General features: G+C 60.0%; 17 protein-coding genes. 10 read left to right on the top strand and 7 right to left on the bottom strand.

From position 1 onward, the window contains the following. Positions 1-26: 26 nt before the first annotated feature. Entirely contained in the window at positions 27-1,262 is a 1,236-nt protein-coding gene (locus tag ACM1ZW_RS07700; RefSeq protein WP_416740377.1) for a sterol desaturase family protein, read from the top strand. On the opposite strand, the gene ACM1ZW_RS07695 is transcribed toward ACM1ZW_RS07700, so the two are convergent. Beyond that, positions 1,243-1,875 carry a DedA family protein gene (locus ACM1ZW_RS07695; protein ID WP_414877931.1) on the bottom strand — a complete coding sequence of 211 codons (633 nt, stop codon included), beginning with the start codon at positions 1,873-1,875 and terminating at the stop codon, positions 1,243-1,245. The genes ACM1ZW_RS07700 and ACM1ZW_RS07695 overlap by 20 nt on opposite strands. Before the next feature lie 208 nt (positions 1,876-2,083). On the opposite strand from ACM1ZW_RS07695, the gene hemB reads away from it, so the two are divergent. Beyond that, positions 2,084-3,097 carry a porphobilinogen synthase gene (gene hemB, locus ACM1ZW_RS07690; protein ID WP_017341410.1) on the top strand — a complete coding sequence of 338 codons (1,014 nt, stop codon included), beginning with the start codon at positions 2,084-2,086 and terminating at the stop codon, positions 3,095-3,097. An 18-nt stretch (positions 3,098-3,115) separates the two neighbouring features. Then, complete coding sequence (gene ppk1, locus ACM1ZW_RS07685; protein WP_416740376.1) at positions 3,116-5,338, top strand: polyphosphate kinase 1; 2,223 nt, start codon at positions 3,116-3,118, stop codon at positions 5,336-5,338. Positions 5,339-5,518: 180 nt separating this feature from the next. Here the strand turns inward: ppk1 and ppx are convergent, their stop codons facing one another. The 5 genes from ppx to ACM1ZW_RS07660 form a co-directional block, all read right to left on the bottom strand. Beyond that, complete coding sequence (ppx, locus tag ACM1ZW_RS07680) at positions 5,519-7,021, bottom strand: exopolyphosphatase (RefSeq protein ID WP_017341408.1); 1,503 nt, start codon at positions 7,019-7,021, stop codon at positions 5,519-5,521. 164 nt (positions 7,022-7,185) lie between these two features. Next, positions 7,186-7,923, bottom strand: a complete 738-nt coding sequence (locus ACM1ZW_RS07675) for an amino acid ABC transporter ATP-binding protein (protein ID WP_017341407.1) — start codon at positions 7,921-7,923, stop codon at positions 7,186-7,188. After that, the gene (locus ACM1ZW_RS07670) at positions 7,910-8,560 is read right to left on the bottom strand and encodes an amino acid ABC transporter permease (protein WP_017341406.1); all 651 of its coding nucleotides are present in this window, start codon (positions 8,558-8,560) and stop codon (positions 7,910-7,912) included. Before ACM1ZW_RS07670 ends, ACM1ZW_RS07675 begins: the two co-directional genes overlap by 14 nt. Next, on the bottom strand, positions 8,557-9,225 hold the full coding sequence (locus ACM1ZW_RS07665) for an amino acid ABC transporter permease (protein WP_416740375.1): 669 nt from the start codon (positions 9,223-9,225) through the stop codon (positions 8,557-8,559). Before ACM1ZW_RS07665 ends, ACM1ZW_RS07670 begins: the two co-directional genes overlap by 4 nt. Positions 9,226-9,246: 21 nt before the next feature. Continuing rightward, positions 9,247-10,032 (bottom strand): transporter substrate-binding domain-containing protein, encoded by a 786-nt coding sequence (locus ACM1ZW_RS07660; protein ID WP_416740374.1) that lies wholly within the window; start codon positions 10,030-10,032, stop codon positions 9,247-9,249. Between the two features lie 255 nt (positions 10,033-10,287). On the opposite strand from ACM1ZW_RS07660, the gene ACM1ZW_RS07655 reads away from it, so the two are divergent. The 7 genes from ACM1ZW_RS07655 to ACM1ZW_RS07625 all read left to right on the top strand — a co-directional run bounded on the left by ACM1ZW_RS07655 (position 10,288) and on the right by ACM1ZW_RS07625 (position 18,435). After that, complete coding sequence (locus tag ACM1ZW_RS07655) at positions 10,288-10,995, top strand: FadR/GntR family transcriptional regulator (RefSeq protein ID WP_017341403.1); 708 nt, start codon at positions 10,288-10,290, stop codon at positions 10,993-10,995. A gap of 120 nt (positions 10,996-11,115) precedes the next feature. After that, positions 11,116-11,445, top strand: a complete 330-nt coding sequence (gene trxA, locus ACM1ZW_RS07650) for a thioredoxin TrxA (RefSeq protein ID WP_003206727.1) — start codon at positions 11,116-11,118, stop codon at positions 11,443-11,445. A gap of 249 nt (positions 11,446-11,694) precedes the next feature. After that, the gene (gene rho, locus ACM1ZW_RS07645; RefSeq protein WP_007942421.1) at positions 11,695-12,954 is read left to right on the top strand and encodes a transcription termination factor Rho; all 1,260 of its coding nucleotides are present in this window, start codon (positions 11,695-11,697) and stop codon (positions 12,952-12,954) included. A 141-nt stretch (positions 12,955-13,095) separates the two neighbouring features. Beyond that, complete coding sequence (locus tag ACM1ZW_RS07640) at positions 13,096-15,051, top strand: acyltransferase family protein (RefSeq protein WP_416740373.1); 1,956 nt, start codon at positions 13,096-13,098, stop codon at positions 15,049-15,051. 61 nt (positions 15,052-15,112) lie between these two features. After that, positions 15,113-16,579 (top strand): 4-hydroxy-3-polyprenylbenzoate decarboxylase, encoded by a 1,467-nt coding sequence (gene ubiD, locus ACM1ZW_RS07635; protein ID WP_017341401.1) that lies wholly within the window; start codon positions 15,113-15,115, stop codon positions 16,577-16,579. Continuing rightward, positions 16,579-17,547 (top strand): CDP-6-deoxy-delta-3,4-glucoseen reductase, encoded by a 969-nt coding sequence (locus tag ACM1ZW_RS07630; protein WP_017341400.1) that lies wholly within the window; start codon positions 16,579-16,581, stop codon positions 17,545-17,547. The genes ubiD and ACM1ZW_RS07630 overlap by 1 nt, the downstream gene beginning before the upstream one ends. 219 nt (positions 17,548-17,766) lie before the next feature. Next, a complete protein-coding gene (locus tag ACM1ZW_RS07625; protein ID WP_017341399.1) occupies positions 17,767-18,435 on the top strand; it encodes a gamma-glutamylcyclotransferase in 669 nt (222 codons plus the stop codon). On the opposite strand, the gene glpT is transcribed toward ACM1ZW_RS07625, so the two are convergent. Next, positions 18,411-19,760: a glycerol-3-phosphate transporter gene (glpT, locus tag ACM1ZW_RS07620; protein WP_017341398.1), complete on the bottom strand. Its 1,350-nt coding sequence runs from the start codon at positions 19,758-19,760 to the stop codon at positions 18,411-18,413. The two genes, ACM1ZW_RS07625 and glpT, sit on opposite strands and share 25 nt — an antisense overlap. Positions 19,761-19,985 lie beyond the last annotated feature (225 nt).

The following is a 19,985-nucleotide window of genomic DNA, read 5'->3' as shown; positions in this document are numbered from 1 at the left end:
CCTCAAGATTCCGATCAGGGCGCGTCATGGACTTCATTCTGTATGCGGTGCCGTTCTTCTTTGTGCTGATTGCCGTCGAACTGCTGGCCGACCGCTGGCGCGGGGTGAGCAATTATCGGGTGGCCGACGCGATCAACAGCATCAGCACCGGCGTGCTGTCCACCACGACGGGCCTGTTGACCAAGGGTGTGGGGCTGGTGACGTACGCATTTGCCCTCAAGCACCTGGCACTGTTCGAGCTCTCGGCCGACAGTGTCTGGGTCTGGGTGTTTGCCTTTGTCCTCTATGACTTCTGCTACTACTGGCTGCATCGCATGGGTCACGAACGCAATATCCTCTGGGCAGCGCATTCGGTGCATCACCAGAGCGAGGACTACAACCTCTCCACAGCGTTGCGCCAGACCAGTACCGGGTTTCTGCTGAGCTGGATTTTCTACCTGCCGATGGCCGTGCTCGGCGTGCCGCTGCTGGTGTTCATCAGCGTCGCCGCGTTGAATCTGCTGTACCAATTCTGGGTGCATACGCGGCACATTCCCAAGCTCGGCTGGTTCGAGTGGTTCTTCGTCACACCTTCCAATCATCGGGCCCACCATGCACAGAACGCTCTCTACATGGATCGCAACTACGGCGGGGTGTTCATAATTTGGGACCGTCTGTTTGGCTCGTTCCAGGAAGAAGACGACAACGAGCCGGTGATTTTCGGCGTGACCACGCCACTGGCGAGCTGGAATCCGTTATGGGCAAACGTGCAGGTTTACGCGCAGCTCTGGGAGGACGCGCGGCGGGCTGAAAGCACCTGGGACAAGCTGCGGATCTGGTTCATGCGCACCGGTTGGCGGCCGGCGGACGTGGCGCAAAAGTACCCGATGAACAAACCGGACCTGAGTCAGTTTCGCAAATTCGAAGTACCGCTGGATGGGCGTCAGCAGGTTTACGTCCTGTTGCAGTTCTGCGTCTACATCGCGCTGGGCAGCTACTTGATGAACTTCGAGCCGCATCTGCCGACCTCCGCATTGGTGCTCGGCTGGAGTGCGGTGGCCTTGGGTTTGTTTACGTTGGGCGTGGCCCTGGAGAATCGCCCGTGGGCGTTGAAGCTGGAGCTGCTGCGCCTGGCATCGAATGTGCCGCTGGTGTGGCTGGCGCCGCTGGTGGGGCTGTGGCCGGCCAGCGCGGTGGGCTGGGTCGGCCTGCTGAGTTACAGCCTGCTCAGCGGGATCGGTCTCTACTGTTGCAGAAACCGCATCACTCGGTTGGCGTCTTGACCTCGGCGGCCTTGGCCTGTTCGGCTTTCAAGGCCTGCTCGTCGGCGTAGACCTGCTTCGCCAGACGGGCGTTCTTGAAGCGTCGGCGCAACCACAGCACGACGCCCAGCACCAGCAGGGCGCCGAGCACCCATAGCTCGTACTTCTTGACGCTGCCCAGCATGCCTTCGAGCACCGCGCCGAAGTGATAGGCGGCGGCGGCCAGGGCGCTTGCCCAGATCGCGGCACCAATCCCGTTCAGCAGCAAGTAACGTCCTGGCGGATAGCCTGACAGGCCGATCGCCACCGGCATCACCGTGCGCAAACCGTAGACAAAGCGGAAGCTCAGCACCCAGATGTCCGGATGCCTGCGGATGTGCTCCAGCGCCCGATCACCCATCAACTGCCAGCGTGGCTTGCGCGCCAGCAGCTTGCGGCCGTGCTTGCGTCCCAGGAAGTACCACAGCTGATCGCCGGCATAGCTGCCGAAAAAAGCCACGACCACCACCAGGTTGATGTCCATGTATCCACGGAACGCGAGGAAGCCCGCGAGCACCAGAATGGTTTCGCCTTCGAAGAACGTGCCGAGAAAAAGGGCAAAGTAGCCGAAGTCATGCAGAAGTTGTTGGAGCATTGTCTGGGTGCTGGCGAAATGAACGCGCAGCCTAACCCTTCGTGCACATTCATGAAAGTGTCCAAATGTGTCTCGACGTGAACATTTCCTACAAGGACAATGGAATGCGACTACCTGTCACAGGGGTGCACATAACTGTAATACGTTGGTCATAATGGCCGCTTATAACTGTCACGCTCGCCCGTTAGCGCGGGCTCAGGAGTCTGCCGTGAGCTTTACCCCCGCCAACCGTTTGTTCCCAGGAACCCGTCTGCGTCGTAACCGACGTGATGATTTTTCGCGTCGACTGGTACGTGAAAACGTCCTGACCGTCGATGACCTGATCCTGCCGGTGTTCGTGCTCGAGGGTGAAAACCGTCGTGAAGCGGTGGCCTCGATGCCTGGCGTTGAACGCCTGACCATCGACCTGTTGCTGGAAGAAGCGGCCAAGTGGGTCGAGCTGGGCATTCCGGCCGTGGCGCTGTTCCCGGTCACGCCGCCCGAACTCAAGTCGCTGGACGCTGCCGAAGCCTGGAATCCCGAGGGCATTGCCCAGCGCGCCACCCGCGCGCTGCGTGCGCAGTTCCCTGAACTGGGCGTGATCACCGACGTCGCGCTGGACCCGTTCACCACCCACGGTCAGGACGGCATCCTCGACGAAGAAGGCTATGTGCAGAACGACATCACCGTCGATGCGCTGGTCAGGCAGGCCCTGTCCCACGCCGAAGCCGGCGCTCAGGTGGTGGCCCCGTCGGACATGATGGACGGTCGCATCCAGGCGATCCGCGAAGCCCTTGAACTGGCCGATCACGTCAACGTGCGGATCATGGCCTATTCGGCGAAGTACGCCAGCGCCTATTACGGCCCGTTCCGCGATGCGGTGGGGTCGGCGCTGAACCTGGGCAAGGCCAACAAGGCCTCCTATCAGATGGACCCGGCCAACAGCAACGAAGCCCTGCACGAAGTGGCGGCGGACTTGTCAGAAGGCGCGGACATGGTCATGGTCAAGCCAGGCATGCCGTACCTGGACATCCTTTACCGGGTCAAGGAAGAATTCAAAGTGCCGACCTTTGTCTATCAGGTCAGCGGTGAATACGCCATGCACATGGCGGCGATCCAGAATGGCTGGTTGAGCGAAGGGGTTATCCTCGAATCCCTGACCGCTTTTAAACGTGCAGGCGCTGATGGCATCCTGACTTACTTTGCCGTTCGTGCTGCTCAACTGTTACGAGAGCAAAAATAGCCCTCCCAGGAACATTCGATGAATACCGAAGGACTCACTGAAGTTGCAGTACAAGAGGCTCAACCTGTGGTGGAGCAGATCGCCGAAACCCCGCCGGTGCTGGAGCCTGCTCCGCCCGCGGTGGTGGTCGAAACCGCGCCGGCGGCGCCAGCGATTGTCGTTCCAGGCCTGGATGACAGCAGCCTGTACATCCATCGCGAGCTCTCGCAACTGCAGTTCAATATCCGCGTACTGGAACAGGCGCTGGATGAGTCCTACCCGTTGCTGGAGCGGCTGAAGTTCCTGCTGATTTTCTCCAGCAACCTGGACGAGTTCTTCGAAATTCGTGTGGCCGGCCTCAAGAAGCAGATCACCTTCGCCCGTGAACAGGCCGGCGCCGATGGTCTGCAACCGCACCAGGCCCTGGCCCGGATCAGCGAACTGGTGCACGGTTACGTAGACCGCCAGTACGCGATCCTCAACGACATTCTGTTGCCGGAACTGGAGAAACATCAGGTCCGCTTCATCCGTCGCCGTTACTGGACCACTAAGCTCAAGACCTGGGTTCGCCGTTATTTTCGCGACGAGATCGCGCCGATCATCACCCCGATCGGCCTCGACCCGACGCACCCGTTCCCGTTGCTGGTGAACAAGAGCCTGAACTTTATCGTCGAGCTCGAAGGCATCGACGCCTTCGGTCGCGATTCCGGTCTGGCGATCATCCCGGCGCCGCGTCTGTTGCCTCGTATCATCAAGGTCCCGGAAGAAGTCGGCGGCACTGGCGACAACTATGTATTCCTGTCGTCGATGATCCACGCGCACGCCGATGACCTGTTCCAGGGCATGAAGGTCAAGGGCTGCTACCAGTTCCGCCTGACCCGAAACGCCGACCTGGCCGTCGACACCGAAGACGTGGAAGACCTGGCCCGCGCCCTGCGCGGCGAACTGTTCTCCCGTCGCTACGGTGACGCGGTACGCCTGGAAGTGGCCGATACCTGCCCGAAACACCTGTCCGATTACTTGCTCAAGCAGTTCAACCTGCACGAGACCGAGTTGTACCAGGTCAACGGCCCGGTCAACCTGACCCGTCTGTTCAGCATCACCGGCCTCGACAGTCAGCGCGAGCTGCAATACCTGCCGTTCACGCCGCAGATCCCGAAACTGCTGCAGAACAGCGAGAACATTTTCAGCGTGATCAGCAAGCAGGACATCCTGCTGCTGCACCCGTTCGAGTCGTTTACGCCTGTCGTCGATTTGCTGCGCCAGGCTGCCAAGGACCCGCATGTACTGGCGGTCCGTCAGACGCTGTACCGCTCCGGCGCCAACTCGGAAATCGTTGATGCGCTGGTGGATGCGGCGCGTAACGGCAAGGAAGTCACTGCGGTGATCGAATTGCGTGCGCGGTTCGACGAAGAGTCCAACCTGCAACTGGCCAGCCGTCTGCAGGCGGCCGGTGCGGTGGTGATCTACGGCGTGGTCGGCTTCAAGACCCACGCCAAGATGATGCTGATCCTGCGTCGCGAGGCCGGCGAGATTGTGCGTTACGCCCACTTGGGTACGGGTAACTACCACGCCGCCAACGCCCGTTTGTACACCGACTACAGCTTGCTGACCTCCGATGACGCCTTGTGCGAAGACGTCGGCAAACTGTTCAGCCAGCTGATCGGCATGGGCAAGACCCTGCGCATGAAGAAGCTGCTGCACGCGCCGTTCACGTTGAAGAAGGGCATGCTCGACATGATTGCCCGTGAGACTCAGTTCGCCCTCGATGGCAAACCGGCGCATATCATCGCCAAGTTCAACTCGCTGACCGATCCGAAGATCATCCGTGCGTTGTACAAGGCCAGCCAGTCAGGCGTGCGCATCGATCTGGTGGTGCGTGGCATGTGCTGCCTGCGTCCAGGCATCGCCGGGGTTTCGCACAACATCCACGTGCGCTCGATCATCGGTCGCTTCCTGGAGCACACGCGAGTCTTCTACTTCTTGAATGGCGGTGACGAGCAGATGTTCCTGTCCAGTGCCGATTGGATGGAGCGCAACCTCGACAAGCGCGTCGAGACTTGCTTCCCGGTGGAAGGCAAGAAGCTGATCATGCGGGTCAAGAAAGAGCTGGAGCTTTACCTGACCGACAATACTCACAGCTGGAGCCTGCAGGCGGACGGTCGTTACATCCGCAACACGCCAACCGGCAACCAGAACCCGCGCAGTGCGCAGGCCACGTTGCTGGAGCGGTTGGGCAGTCCGATTCTGGCTGTGCGTTGACCCTGCACGCTGCATAAAAAATGGCGATCCCTGCGGATCGCCATTTTTGTTTGTAGCGAGATGCCTGTGGCGAGGGAGCTTGCTCCCGCTGGACTGCGCAGCAGTCCCTCTTTTGGGGGCGCTTCGCACCCCAGCGGGAGCAAGCTCCCTCGCCACAGGGATTGTGTTCGCTCCGGGTTTTTAGCGGACGTTCAGGGTGAAACCGACCCGCGTCAGCCACTCCGCTTCCAGGGCGAAGTCGGCCTGGGTCAGCTGGTTTTCGTCCAGCCAGTTCTCCGGGAACTGCACATCCAGGCTGTGGCCATTGGCGTGCAACACCACCTGAGGCATTTCCTGGGTGCCGCGGATGTGATGGAACAGGATCGCAAAGCGCAGCAGTACGCACAGGCGAATCAGCTTGATGCCATCGTCGCCAAAATCGGCAAACCGGTCCTTGGGAATATTGCGGCGGTGGCCGCGCACCAGTAGCGCGAGCATCAATTGGTCTTCGCGGGAGAACCCGGCAAGGTCCGAGTGCTCGATCAGGTACGAACCGTGTTTGTGATACTGATAGTGAGCGATGTCCAGGCCCACTTCATGGACCTTGGCGGCCCAGCCCAGCAACTCGCGCCAGACGCCGTCATCCAGATCCCAATCCTCGGCCACCTGATCGAAGGCATGCAGCGCCTTGCGCTCGACCCGCGCCGCTTGCTCCAGATCGACGTGGTAACGCTCCATCAGCGAGCTGAGCGTGCGCTCACGGACGTCTTCATGATGATGACGGCCCAGCAGGTCATAGAGCACGCCTTCGCGCAGGGCGCCTTCACAGTGGTCCATGCGCTGGAGTTCGAGGGCATCGAAGATTGCTTCGAGAATGGCCAGGCCGGCCGGGAAAATCGCCCGGCGGTCAGGCTTGATGCCCTCGAAGTCGATTTTCTCGACGTCGCCGAGTTTGATCAGCTTGCGCTTGAGCCAGGCCAGGCCCTGGGCGTTGACCTCGCCCGAGCCATGACCGCCGGCCTTCAGCGCCAGGCCGATGGCGCGGATGGTGCCCGAGGAGCCGATGGCTTCATCCCAGGTCAGGCGGTGCAGGGCGTGTTCAATGCTCATGATCTCCAGCCGCGCCGCCGTGTACGCCTGGGCGTAGCGGGCCGGGGTGATCTTGCCGTCCTTGAAATAGCGCTGGGTGTAGCTGACGCAACCCATTTGCAGGCTTTCGCGCAGCAGCGGTTCGAAGCGCTGGCCGATGATGAATTCAGTACTGCCGCCGCCGATGTCGGCCACCAGGCGCTTGCCCGGGGTGTCGGCGAGGGTGTGGGACACACCGAGGTAGATCAGGCGCGCTTCTTCACGGCCGGAGATGACTTCTACCGGGTGACCGAGGATTTCTTCGGCGCGGTGGATGAATTCGTTGCGGTTGCGGGCTTCACGCAGGGCGTTGGTGCCGACGATCCGCACGGCGCCCTGGGGCATACCGTTGATCAGTTGGGCGAAGCGCTTGAGGCAATCGAGCCCGCGCTGCATGGATTCTTCACTGAGCTGGCGCTCTTCGTCGATGCCCGCGGCCAGCTGGACCTTCTCCCCGAGACGCTCGAGAATACGGATTTCGCCGTTCTGGGCCTTGGCCACGACCATGTGAAAGCTGTTGGAGCCCAGGTCGATTGCGGCGATCAGGGACAGATTCTTGGCTTGGGATTGCGGCATGGTCAGGGGGTCTCGGTCGATAACCCAGACATCGTGCCACGATCAAACGCTGACGCCAACGCGCAGTGTTCAAACCCTTGATCCTGCGCAACCCTGTAGATGACCGCAGCGCGGTCAATCGCGGGCAAGCCCGCGATGAGGCCATCACAGACCTTAAAGAGCTTTCAGGCTGTCGCTTCCACAGTACCAATGAAATTCGCCAGCTCCGCCGTCTGCGGATTCGCGAACAGAATCTTCGGATCCCCGACCTCATGCACCTTCCCCAGATGCATGAACACCAACTTATCCCCAACCTCCCGGGCAAAGCGCATTTCATGGGTGACCATGATCAGCGTCATACCCTCTTTGGCCAATTGCCGAACCACGCTCAGCACCTCATTGACCAATTCCGGGTCCAGCGCCGAGGTGATCTCGTCACACAGCAACACCTTGGGTGACATCGCCAGCGCACGGGCAATCGCCACGCGCTGTTGTTGCCCGCCGGACAGCCGATCCGGGAAGGCATCAAACTTCTCGCCGAGCCCGACCCGTTCCAGCATCTCCCGCGCCAACTCCGCCGCTCTGGCCTTGGGCACTTTCTGTACCACCTGGGGCGCGAGCATCACGTTTTCGCCCACGGTCAGGTGCGGGAACAGGTTGAACTGCTGAAACACCATCCCGACTTTCTGCCGCAGGCTGCGCAGGTCGGCGCGGGCGGCATCGAGGTATTCGCCATCGACTTCGATGACCCCGTCGTTGATCGACTCTAGGCCATTCAACGTGCGCAGCAACGTCGATTTGCCCGAGCCGCTGCGGCCGATGATCGCCACCACCTGGCCTTCCTCGACGCTCAGGTCGATGCCTTTGAGCACATGGTGGTCGCCGTAATATTTATGCAGGGCGGAAATTCTAAGCAGAGGCATGCAGTCTCCTTTCCAGGTAGCGCGCACTGAGGGACAAGGGGTAGCAGAGCAGGAAGTAACCGAGGGCCACGAGGCCGTAGACCATGAACGGTTCGAAGGTTGCGTTGGCGAGCATGCCGCCGGTCTTGGTCAGCTCGGTGAAGCCGATGATCGAGGTCACGGCGGTGCCTTTGACCACTTGCACCGAGAAGCCCACGGTCGGTGCCACGGCGATGCGCAAGGCTTGTGGCAGGATCACGTAGCGCAGTTGCTCCAGCGGGTTGAGTGCCAGGCTTGACGAGGCTTCCCACTGACCGTGGGGGATAGACTCGACGCAACCGCGCCAGATCTCCGCCAGGTAAGCGCTGGTGAACAGCGTCAGGGCTATCGCCGCTGCCATCCACGGCGAAATCTCCAGGCCGGCCAATGCCACACCGAAGAACACCAGAAACAGCTGCATCAACAGCGGCGTGCCCTGAAACAGCTCGATGTAGGTGCGGGCGAAACTGCGCGGCAGGGCTTTCTTTGAGATGCGCATGACCATGATCAGCAAGCCGATCAACCCGCCGCCGATAAACGCCACCAGCGACAGCGCCAGCGTCCATTGCAGGCCTGTGAGCAGGTTGCGCACGATGTCCCAGAAGGTGAAATCGCTCATTGGCCGCTCCTTGCTATGTAGCGACGGCCGATCCAGTTCAGTAACTGACGGATCAGCAGCGCCATGCACAGGTAAAGCAATGTGGTCAGGGCATAGGTTTCAAAGGCGCGGAAGTTGCGCGACTGAATGAAGTTGGCGGCAAAACTCAGTTCTTCGGTGGCGATCTGCGAGCAGACCGCCGAGCCGAGCATGACGATGATGATCTGGCTGCTCAGCGCCGGCCACACTTTGCCCAGCGCTGGCAGCAGGATCACGTGGCGGAAGGCTTCGAGCCGGGTCATCGCCAACGCTGCAGCGGCTTCCAGTTGCCCACGGGGAATCGCTTGAATGCCAGCGCGGATGATCTCGGTGGAATAAGCCCCGAGGTTGACCACCATGGCCAGCTCCGCGGCCTGCCATTCGGAAATCTGCACGCCCAGCGATGGCAAACCGAAGAAGATGAAAAACAGCTGCACCAGAAACGGCGTGTTGCGGATCAACTCGACGTAGACCCCGAAAATCGCCGAGAACGGGCGGATGTTCCAGGCCCGCACCAGCGCCCCGACGATGCCCAGGCCCACGCCGAGCACCGCGCCGATGGCCGTCAGTTCAAGGGTGAACAGCGCACCGCGCAACAGCAGGTCGGTGTTTTGCACCACCGGTATGAAGTCGAACTGATAAGACATATCGAGTCTCCCGAGCGACGATCAGAGATCGGCCGGCAGCGGCTCTTTGAGCCAGGTCTGTGAATTCTTTTCCAGCGCGCCGTCGGTCTTGGCAGTGGCGAGGATCTGATTGACCTTGCCCAGCAACGCCGGCTCGTTCTTGTTCACACCCACGTAGACCGGCGAATCCTTGAGCTTCACTTTCAGTGCCGGCACGCGTTTCGGGTTTTTCTCGCTGATCGCCACCATCACCACGTTGCCGCTGGCGATCAGGTCGACCTGGCCGGCGAGGTAGGCGGCGATGGTCGAGTTGTTGTCCTCGAAGCGCTTGATGGTCACGCCTTCGGGGGCAACCTTGGTCAGCTCGATGTCTTCGATGGCGCCACGGGTGACGCTGACGGTTTTGCCCTTGAGGTCGTCCAGGCCTTTGATATCGGCGTCCGGCGGGCCGAACACAGCGAGGTAGAACGGCGCATAGGCGCTGGAAAAATCGATGACTTTCTCGCGCTCGGGGTTCTTGCCGAGGCTGGAAATCACCAGGTCGACTTTACCGGTGGTGAGGAACGGGATGCGGTTGGTGCTGTTGACCGGCGTCAGCTCAAGTTTGACCTGGAGCTGGTCGGCCAGCAGTTTCGCGGTGTCGATATCGAGGCCGCGGGGTTTCATGTCCGGACCGACCGAGCCGAACGGCGGGAAGTCCTGAGGCACGGCCACCTTGAGGACGCCGCGCTTGACCACCTCGTCCAGGCCGTCGGCGTGGGCGGGCATCTGGCTCAGCATCAGGCTGGCAAACAGGGAAGCGAGGAGGGCGCTGTAACGCAGGGTCATGGCAAATCTCCGGATCGGCGAGGAATGATTTCTGCGGATCGACAGAGCACGGGCCATGCCAACATCGGGGTTTAGCGGTGCGAAGCCACGGTTTTGCTGGCGTTGTACGGTCTTACTGGTCTGAACAGTCGCGCAGCGTTTCGCACTCCGATAGCGCATCGTTGGTCATCGCCGAACCCCGGTGGGGCACGACTTGCCGGGCGCCGCGAATAGCTTTAAAACTAGCCGCTCATTCGCCTGGTTCGTCTGAAAACCATGAACTCGATCTCCCGAGCCGTACCTGAAGTGGCGCTGCAAGCCATCCGCAAATTGATCGCCGAGCAAGGATTCGGGCCGGGGGATGCCTTGCCCTCGCAACGTGACCTGGCGGTGCAGTTGGGGGTGAGTCGGGCGTCGTTGCGCGAGGCGTTGTCGTCATTGAGTGCGTTGGGTGTGATCAGCATTCAGCCGGGCAAGGGCGTGTTCGTGCAGGCACCGGTGGAATTGCCGCGATTCGATGCGACGCCGGGCTGGCCGTTCGCGGCCCAGGCTTCGCCGCTGGACATCTTCCAGTTGCGCTATGCCCTTGAAGGTTTTGCCGCCGGGCTGGCTGCAGTGACGTTGAGCACCGATGAGCTCGATGCTTTGGAGGACAACGTCGCTGCGATGCGCAATGAATTGAAGGTGGGCGATTTTGAGGCGGCGGCACGCCTGGACTTCGAATTCCACCGGCGCATCCTGCTGGCCAGCGGCAATCAGGCGATGCTGAGCATTCTCAGCGCCAGCGCCGACATCTTTCTGGAGAGCCAGAAGCTACCGTTCATCCGGGCAGAGCGAGCCATGGAAACCTGGCAGGAGCATCGTAAAATACTCCGCGCGCTGGCCCGGCGCTCGTCCGGCGCGGCGCAGAAGGCCATGCACGAACATGTGCGCAACGCCGCCCTGCGCACCGGGATTGCCTTCGTTGCTCCCGCCACGTCCTGACTTGAGCTATACCCAAACTCATGCACCACCATAGCGAGACTCAATCATCTGCACCTTCCTGAACGAAGGAAGGGCGGCTATGATGGGCCACGTTTTTTTGCTTACAACCTGGAGACTTCCATGAGCAGCGATCTTATCAAACACGTTAGCGACGCTAGCTTCGAGGCCGACGTACTCAAGGCCGAAGGCGCTGTACTGGTCGACTACTGGGCTGAATGGTGCGGCCCTTGCAAAATGATCGCTCCTGTTCTGGACGAGATTGCTGAAACCTACAAAGGCAAGCTGACCGTTGCCAAACTGAACATCGACGAAAACCAGGAAACCCCGGCCAAGCATGGCGTGCGTGGCATCCCGACCCTGATGCTGTTCAAGAACGGCAACGTTGAAGCGACCAAGGTCGGCGCACTGTCGAAGTCGCAACTGGCGGCTTTCCTCGACGCCAACATCTAAGCGTCGCTGTAAAGTGTCCGAAAAAAGGCCCCGCATATTGCGGGGCTTTTTCGTTATTGAGGGCTAGACGCTCCGAAACTCAGGTGGTACATTCGGCCCCGCACTGGTTTCTCCATTGCCCCCTGCTAGCCGTCGCCGACGCACTCCTTTTCGAATAAGTACGCGATCCTGTCGCCTTCTCTGCGGCGCGGCCTCATTAAGCCAAAAGCTTAATTTCCCCCCCTCCATAAATGATTACGTCATTCCTATATGAATCTGACTGAACTCAAGCAAAAGCCGATTACCGAACTGCTCGAATTGGCCGAACAGATGGGCATAGAAAATATGGCCCGTTCGCGCAAGCAGGACGTGATTTTCTCCCTGCTCAAAAAGCACGCTAAAAGCGGCGAGGAAATCTCCGGTGATGGCGTGCTGGAGATTCTCCAGGACGGCTTCGGCTTCCTGCGCTCCGCTGACGCTTCCTATCTCGCCGGCCCGGACGATATCTACGTCTCGCCGAGCCAGATCCGCCGCTTCAACTTGCGCACCGGTGACACCATCGTTGGCAAGATCCGCCCTCCGAAGGAAGGCGAGCGTTATTTCGCGCTGCTCAAGGTCGACACGATCAACTACGATCGTCCCGAGAACGCGAAAAACAAGATTCTCTTCGAGAACCTGACCCCGCTGTTCCCGACCGTGCGCATGAAGATGGAAGCCGGCAACGGTTCCACCGAAGACTTGACCGGTCGTGTCATCGACCTGTGCGCCCCGATCGGCAAAGGCCAGCGCGGTCTGATCGTTGCACCGCCGAAAGCCGGTAAAACGATCATGCTGCAGAACATCGCGGCGAACATCGCACGTAACAACCCTGAAGTTCACCTGATCGTGTTGCTGATCGACGAACGTCCGGAAGAAGTGACCGAAATGCAGCGCACCGTGCGCGGCGAAGTGGTTGCCTCGACGTTCGACGAGCCGCCGACCCGCCACGTGCAGGTTGCCGAAATGGTGATCGAGAAGGCCAAGCGCCTGGTCGAACACAAGAAAGACGTAGTGATCCTGCTCGACTCCATCACCCGTCTGGCTCGCGCCTACAACACCGTGATCCCGAGCTCCGGCAAAGTGCTCACCGGTGGTGTCGATGCCCATGCCCTGGAGAAACCGAAACGTTTCTTCGGCGCTGCGCGGAACATCGAAGAAGGCGGTTCGCTGACCATCATCGCCACCGCACTGGTTGAAACCGGTTCGAAGATGGACGAAGTGATCTACGAAGAATTCAAAGGCACGGGCAACATGGAACTGCCGCTGGATCGTCGTATCGCTGAAAAACGCGTCTTCCCGGCCATCAACATCAACCGTTCCGGCACTCGCCGCGAAGAGTTGCTGACCGCCGACGACGAGTTGCAGCGCATGTGGATCCTGCGCAAGCTGCTGCACCCGATGGACGAAATCGCCGCCATCGAGTTCCTGGTCGACAAGCTGAAAACGACCAAGACCAACGACGAGTTCTTCCTGTCGATGAAACGCAAGTAACACGCAGTCCGCTGCAAAAAAGAGCGCCCCGAACAGGGCGCTTTTTTTTTGTGCATGAGATTTGTGTCTTGATTGATAACTTTCACCTCGCCGCGATGTCCCTTTCGAATCGGTTTTGTATCGGATACGACAAGGGACGTTATGCATACATTTGGCAGTCGCCGTGACATTGACGGCTTGCGGGCTCTGGCCGTTATTCCGGTCGTGCTCTTTCACTTCGGTTTCAGCACGTTCAGCGGTGGCTTCGTTGGCGTTGATGTTTTCTTTGTCATTTCCGGGTTCCTGATTACCAGCATCCTGTTCCGTGAGATCAGTGCGCAGCGTTTCAGCTTCGTCGATTTCTGGGCGCGCCGTGCACGACGCATCATTCCGGCGCTGAGCGTGGTGCTGTTGGTCACACTGGCACTGGGCTGGTTATTGCTGACCGCCAAGGACTTCTCCGAGCTGGGGAGGACGGTGCGTTATCAGGCGCTGTTCATTTCAAACATTCTGTTCATGCGCGAAGACGGTTACTTCCAGCCGGCGTCGGATTTGAAGCCGTTGCTTCATACCTGGTCCCTGGCCGTTGAGGAGCAGTACTACATCTTCTTTCCGCTGTTGATGGTGTTGTTGATGCGCCATGTTCGCCATTGGCGCTGGATGCTGTTTGCTGTGCTGTTGATCTCCTTCGGGCTGAACATCGCATATATCGATCGTAAACCCGACTTCACTTTCTTTTCGCTGCCAACGCGTGCCTGGGAGTTGTTATGCGGCGCGATGCTCGCGGTCCTGCCTGCGCGCAAACACGCTGTTCGACCCTGGCTCGCTCAGTCTGTGGGTGCTGCCGGGTTGGCGGCTGTGCTACTGGCGGTGTTCACGTTTGACCGGGGGACGGTGTTTCCAGGCTGGGCAGCGTTGTTGCCGGTACTCGGTGCCACCGCGCTGATCTGGTCGGGCGGGCAGGGTTCGACCTGGGCCGGCCAGCTGTTGAGTGCTCGCGTGTTCGTCTGGATCGGTTTGCTCTCCTATTCCTTCTATCTGTGGCATTGGCCGGTCTACGTCTATGCCAATGCCATTTCGATCGACGGTATTCAGCCCTGGGAGGCTGCAGGCTGGATACTGCTGGCGCTGGGCCTGGCCTGGTTGAGCTGGCGCTTCGTCGAGCTGCCGTTCCGTGATAAACGCCTGCTGGCCGGACGCAAACCCGTGCTGGTCGGCGGCTTGATGGCGATGGCTGTCCTCGCGGTGACGGGCTCCGTCGTGCGTTCGCAGGAGGGTTTCCCCCAGCGTCTGAGCGGCAAAGCGCTGGAATATGCGCAGGCCAGGGAATGGCGCGCCGGGCAGATGAAATGCATGCTGGTGACCAAGGACAAGACGTTCGACAAGGCCTGTCTGCTCGGTGGCAATCAGGAGGTCCCGGCCACCCGACTGGTCTGGGGCGATAGCCATGCCGCGGCGTTGATGCCAGCCATTGAAAGTGGCGCCAGGCGCGAGGGTCGCTCGGTGTGGCTTTACAGCATGAGCGCCTGTCCGCCGGTCCTCAGCGATGACCCGCGCCAGCGCTGCAAGGACTTCAACGAACAGACCATGGAGCAGGTTCGTCGCCTGCAGATCAAGGACGTGGTGCTGGCATCCAACTGGAGTCTTTACGTTTACGGTCGTGAAGACGGCGACAAAAAGGTCTTGCTTAACTCCCGCGACAATACGGCTCAGGCTGAGGCGCGCATGGCTTCGGCGATCGAAGCGAGGGTGGCGGCGATCAGGGCTACGGGCGCGCAAGTCTGGCTGTTCAAGGAAGTGCCGCTGCAGCGCAAGGGCGCCATCAGCCGGCTGACGAGTCTTGCCCGGATCGGGCGTTCGGCCGACGGACTGGGGCGCCCGCTCGATGAGCACCTGGCTCGCCAGCATTTTCTCGGCGGCTTGTTCGATTCGATGAGCGCCGCCGACCCCGGCGTGCACGTCATTGACCCAACGCCACTGATGTGTGCGGACAACGTCTGCGGCATCGAGGTCAATGGGCATTCGAAGTACAAGGATGAGGATCATCTCTCGGACACTGGCAGCGCCCGGCTGAGCCCGCTGTTTACGCCGATGCTGCTGGGTGCAAATCACAATTGATCGTGCTGTTTTAACGCCAGAGCAGGTAGGATGTACGCCTATTTTCGGGGTGGCATCTTCAATGAAATTCAAGGACCTTCGGGATTTCGTGCAGCAACTTGAGCAGCGCGGAGAGTTGAAACGCATCCAGATTCCCGTCTCTCCAGTGCTGGAGATGACGGAAGTCTGCGACCGCACGCTACGGGCCAAAGGCCCGGCGCTGTTGTTCGAGAACCCCACCGGCTACGACATCCCGGTTCTGGGCAACCTGTTCGGCACCCCCGAGCGGGTGGCCATGGGCATGGGCGCCGAAGCGGTGAGCGAACTGCGCGAGATCGGCAAGCTTCTGGCGTTCCTCAAGGAGCCCGAGCCACCGAAAGGCCTGAAAGACGCTTGGTCCAAGCTGCCGATCTTCCGCAAGATCATCGCCATGGCGCCCAAGGTCGTCAAAGACGCGGTGTGCCAGGAAGTGGTCATCGAAGGCGAAGACGTCGATCTCGCGATGCTGCCGGTGCAGACCTGCTGGCCCGGCGACGTCGCCCCGCTGATCACTTGGGGCCTGACCGTCACCAAGGGTCCGAACAAGGACCGCCAGAACCTCGGCATCTACCGTCAGCAAGTGATCGGCCGTAATAAGGTCATCATGCGTTGGCTGAGTCACCGTGGCGGCGCGCTGGATTACCGCGAGTGGTGCGAGAAGCATCCGGGCCAGCCGTTCCCGGTGTCTGTAGCGCTTGGCGCCGACCCGGCGACCATTCTCGGCGCCGTAACGCCGGTGCCGGACAGCCTCTCTGAATACGCGTTCGCCGGCCTGCTGCGTGGCAACCGCACCGAACTGGTGAAGTGCCGCGGCAACGACCTGCAAGTGCCGGCCACCGCCGAAATCATCCTCGAAGGTGTGATTCATCCCGGCGAAATGGCCGACGAAGGTCCCTACGGCGATCACACCGGCTACTACAACGAAGTCGACAGCTTCCCGGTGTTCACCGTCGAGCGCATTACCCATCGGATCAAACCGATCTACCACAGCACCTACACCGGTCGTCCGCCGGATGAACCGGCGATCCTCGGCGTGGCGCTGAACGAAGTGTTCGTGCCGATCCTGCAGAAGCAGTTCCCGGAGATCACCGATTTCTACCTGCCGCCGGAAGGTTGCTCGTACCGCATGGCCATCGTGACCATGAAGAAGTCGTATCCCGGCCATGCCAAGCGGGTAATGCTCGGTGTCTGGTCGTTTTTGCGACAGTTCATGTACACCAAGTTCGTTATTGTCACGGATGACGATATCAATGCACGGGACTGGAACGACGTGATCTGGGCCATCACCACGCGCATGGACCCCAAGCGCGACACGGTGATGATCGACAACACGCCGATCGACTACCTCGATTTCGCCTCGCCGGTCTCCGGCCTGGGGTCGAAAATGGGGCTCGATGCCACGCATAAATGGCCGGGCGAAACCACGCGCGAGTGGGGCCGGGTGATCGTCAAGGATGATGCCGTGACCCAGCGGATCGATGCCATCTGGAATCAGTTAGGAATAGATTGATGCGTGTAACCTTGCAGCCCTCCGGAGCGGTGCTTGAGATTCTGCCCGGCGAGCGGATTCTCGATGGCGCACGCCGTCTGGGCTATGAATGCCCTCAAAGCTGCCGCAACGGCAATTGCCACGTGTGCGCCGCGCTGCTGGTGGAAGGACGGGTCGAACAGGCCGGCGATGTGCGCGACCATGGCGAGTTCTACACTTGCATAGCAGAGCCGCTGGAAGACTGCATCGTGCTGTGGGATGGCGTGCTTGCGCAGGGAGAATTGCCGGTGCGCAGCTTGTCATGTCAGGTCATTGAGTGCAGGGACGTCGGCGGCGACACCTGGCGCGTGCGCCTGCGCGCACCGGCGGGCAAGCCGCCGCGTTATCACGCCGGTCAGTATTTGATGATCGAGCGGGAAAGCGGCGAGAAGTCCGCTTTCTCCCTGGCCTCGGCGCCCCACAGCGGGCGCGATCTGGAAATCCATGTACTGGCGCGCGAAAGCAGTGCGCTGAGCCTGATCGAACAGCTGCAACGCAATCCGATGGTGCGGATCGAAATGCCGTTCGGTGATACCCACCTGGCGGAATTGCCGGATGGGCCGTTGGTGTTGATCGCTGCGGGTACGGGCATGGGCCAGATCCACAGCCTGATCGAACATTGCCGGGCTTCGGGCTTCAAGCATCCGGTGCATCTGTATTGGGGGGTGCGTCGTCCCGAAGACTTTTATGAGATCGAACATTGGGATGAATGGCTGAAACTGCCCAATCTGTTCCTGCATAAAGTCGTCAGCGATCAATGTGGCTGGCCGGGGCGCTGCGGGATGCTGCATGAGGCGGTGTGTGAGGATTTCCCGGATTTGAAAGCGCTGCATGTCTACGCCAGCGGTTCTCCGGCAATGGTCTACGGCACGCTGGATGCGCTGGTGGAAGCGGGGATGGATGCTCATCAGATGCGTGCGGATGTGTTTGCGTACGCGCCGCGCGCTTGAATCGCGATATTGATCCGCGCGTTCAATCGTTATAACTTCATATATAGCCGATCGGTATTTATAAATTTATATAAATGCCGGTAGGTTATATGTCATTCAGGCAATTATCTAAAACTGTGCCATGGCACTTAAATTGCCTTAAAACATATGTGCCTTATTGTTACAGCGGTGCGTTCTATTAAGTAATCATCACCCGCGGGGAGCTGAACGCTATTCGCCATGAGCGCCATTGAATCTGCTTTCATGAATCTGGCTTATCCTCCGCGGCTCGATCTGGGGCCGCAGCTTACACACGAACAATTGCTCAGTTCGATGCAGTCGACCATGGCGCGCCACAAGGGTGGGCCGGTCTGGCTGTTCGCTTATGGCTCGCTGATCTGGCGCCCTGAATGCGCGGCAGTTGAACGCGTTCGCGGTCGGGTGCATGGCTATCATCGCGGTTTGTATCTGTGGTCCCACGAACATCGCGGCACGCCGGAAGTGCCAGGGCTGGTGTTTGGCCTGGATCGCGGCGGCTCTTGCAGCGGCTTCGCTTATCGTTTGCCTGAAGAGCAACTCGAAGCTTCGCTGTATGCATTATGGCAACGCGAAATGCCATTCCCGTCCTATCGCCCACACTGGCTCAACTGCCGTCTCGAAGACGGAAGCCAGGTTCAGGCATTGGGATTCGTGTTAGAGCGACACCTGCCCAGCTACGCCGGCAACTTGCCGGATCACGTACTGAGCCACGTGTTCGAAAACGCTTGCGGGCGTTACGGCACCACTCGCGATTATGTCGAGCAGACCGCCAACGCCCTGCGTAGCCACGCCATGCCAGACCGGAATCTGGAGGCGCGGCTCAAGCGCTGCAAATCAAAAAGCGATCAGGCGATGGCTTCGCGGGTCTGACTGGCGATCTGCTTGTGCCACAACGTTGGCGCAAGGAACGCCATCGCCAGCAGGCACGCACCGATCAGCAAGACGAAACCGCCGTCCCAGCCGAAATGGTCCACGGTGTAGCCCATGGCTGCACTGGCCGCGACCGAACCCCCCAGGTAACCGAACAGACCGGTGAAGCCCGCAGCCGTACCAGCGGCCTTCTTCGGTGCCAGTTCCAGCGCTTGCAAGCCGATCAGCATCACCGGACCGTAGATCAGGAAACCGATCGAGATCAGCGCAATCATGTCGACCGTCGGGTTGCCGGCCGGGTTGAGCCAATACACCAGTGTCGCTACGGTCACCAGCGCCATGAACACCATGCCGGTCAGGCCACGGTTGCCACGGAAGATCTTGTCCGACATCCAGCCGCACAACAGTGTCCCGGGAATACCTGCCCACTCGTAGAGGAAATACGCCCACGAGGTTTTGTCCACGCTGAAGCCCTTGGCTTCCTTGAGGTAGGTCGGTGCCCAGTCCAGCACGCCGTAGCGCAGCAGGTAGACAAAGACGTTGGCCATTGCGATGTACCAGAGCATTTTGTTGCGCAGCACGTATTTGACGAAGATTTCCTTGGCGCTGAATTCTTCTTCGTGACTGGCGTCGTAGCCTTCCGGGTAATCGTTCTTGTACTTCTCGATCGGTGGCAGGCCGACCGATTGCGGCGTGTCACGCATGGTGGCGAAAGCAAACACCGCGACGGCCATGGCCACTGCAGCCGGCACATAGAACGCTGCGTGCCAGTCATTGAACAGGCCCATACCCAGCAGGAACAGCGGACCAATCAGGCCACCGCCCACGTTATGCGCCACGTTCCACAACGACACCACGCCACCGCGTTCCTTCTGCGACCACCAGTGCACCATGGTCCGTCCACTCGGCGGCCAACCCATGCCCTGCGCCCAGCCATTGATAAACAGCAGGATGAACATGATGGTCACGCTGGACGTGGCCCAGGGCGCGAAACCGAAAATGAACATCACACCGGCCGAAACCAGCAAGCCGAATGGCAGGAAGAAACGCGGGTTGGAACGGTCGGAGACAATGCCCATCAGGAACTTGGACAAGCCGTAGGCGATAGCAATGGCCGACAACGCCAGGCCCAGCTCACCGCGGGTGTAACCCTCCTCGATCAGATAGGGCATGGCCAGGGAGAAGTTTTTGCGCAGCAGGTAGTAACCCGCGTAGCCGATGAAGATGCCGGCGAAGATCTGCCAGCGATGACGTCGGTAGGCGCTGTCTATTTTTTCTTCAGGCAATGGAGCCTGATGTGCGGCAGGACGAAAGAAAGCAAACATTCAAGAGCTCCAGTTTTCTTGTTTTGACTGCGGATGCGAATGTTACAGTTTCGTTACCGAAAATAGCACTGGTTCGCATCGACGAAACAGCGGAAATGTTGGAGATCACATGTTCTTTTACGAACATGTCGCTCAGGTATAAATGAAGGGCGCTGTGGGAATTGTTACCTGACGATCCTTGATGACGTGCTTTTGTCCGGAGTAGGGCAGGGCTTTGGGAAACGT

It is taken from the genome of Pseudomonas sp. NFX71 (assembly GCF_048079215.1).
GTDB classification, from domain to species: domain Bacteria; phylum Pseudomonadota; class Gammaproteobacteria; order Pseudomonadales; family Pseudomonadaceae; genus Aquipseudomonas; species Aquipseudomonas fluorescens_B.
This window is presented reverse-complemented; position numbering and strand designations above follow the sequence as displayed.

Coding starts and splice junctions, on each gene's coding strand:
- ACM1ZW_RS07695 (WP_414877931.1), bottom strand. CDS start 1,875: ATGCTCCAACAACTTCTGCATGACTTCGGCTACTTTGCCCTTTTTCTC.
- ACM1ZW_RS07625 (WP_017341399.1), top strand. CDS start 17,767: ATGAGCGCCATTGAATCTGCTTTCATGAATCTGGCTTATCCTCCGCGG.
- ACM1ZW_RS07640 (WP_416740373.1), top strand. CDS start 13,096: ATGCATACATTTGGCAGTCGCCGTGACATTGACGGCTTGCGGGCTCTG.
- ACM1ZW_RS07700 (WP_416740377.1), top strand. CDS start 27: ATGGACTTCATTCTGTATGCGGTGCCGTTCTTCTTTGTGCTGATTGCC.
- ACM1ZW_RS07630 (WP_017341400.1), top strand. CDS start 16,579: ATGCGTGTAACCTTGCAGCCCTCCGGAGCGGTGCTTGAGATTCTGCCC.
- trxA (WP_003206727.1), top strand. CDS start 11,116: ATGAGCAGCGATCTTATCAAACACGTTAGCGACGCTAGCTTCGAGGCC.
- ACM1ZW_RS07660 (WP_416740374.1), bottom strand. CDS start 10,032: ATGACCCTGCGTTACAGCGCCCTCCTCGCTTCCCTGTTTGCCAGCCTG.
- ubiD (WP_017341401.1), top strand. CDS start 15,113: ATGAAATTCAAGGACCTTCGGGATTTCGTGCAGCAACTTGAGCAGCGC.
- ppx (WP_017341408.1), bottom strand. CDS start 7,021: ATGCCGCAATCCCAAGCCAAGAATCTGTCCCTGATCGCCGCAATCGAC.
- glpT (WP_017341398.1), bottom strand. CDS start 19,760: ATGTTTGCTTTCTTTCGTCCTGCCGCACATCAGGCTCCATTGCCTGAA.
- ACM1ZW_RS07655 (WP_017341403.1), top strand. CDS start 10,288: ATGAACTCGATCTCCCGAGCCGTACCTGAAGTGGCGCTGCAAGCCATC.
- ACM1ZW_RS07665 (WP_416740375.1), bottom strand. CDS start 9,225: ATGTCTTATCAGTTCGACTTCATACCGGTGGTGCAAAACACCGACCTG.
- rho (WP_007942421.1), top strand. CDS start 11,695: ATGAATCTGACTGAACTCAAGCAAAAGCCGATTACCGAACTGCTCGAA.
- ACM1ZW_RS07670 (WP_017341406.1), bottom strand. CDS start 8,560: ATGAGCGATTTCACCTTCTGGGACATCGTGCGCAACCTGCTCACAGGC.
- ppk1 (WP_416740376.1), top strand. CDS start 3,116: ATGAATACCGAAGGACTCACTGAAGTTGCAGTACAAGAGGCTCAACCT.
- ACM1ZW_RS07675 (WP_017341407.1), bottom strand. CDS start 7,923: ATGCCTCTGCTTAGAATTTCCGCCCTGCATAAATATTACGGCGACCAC.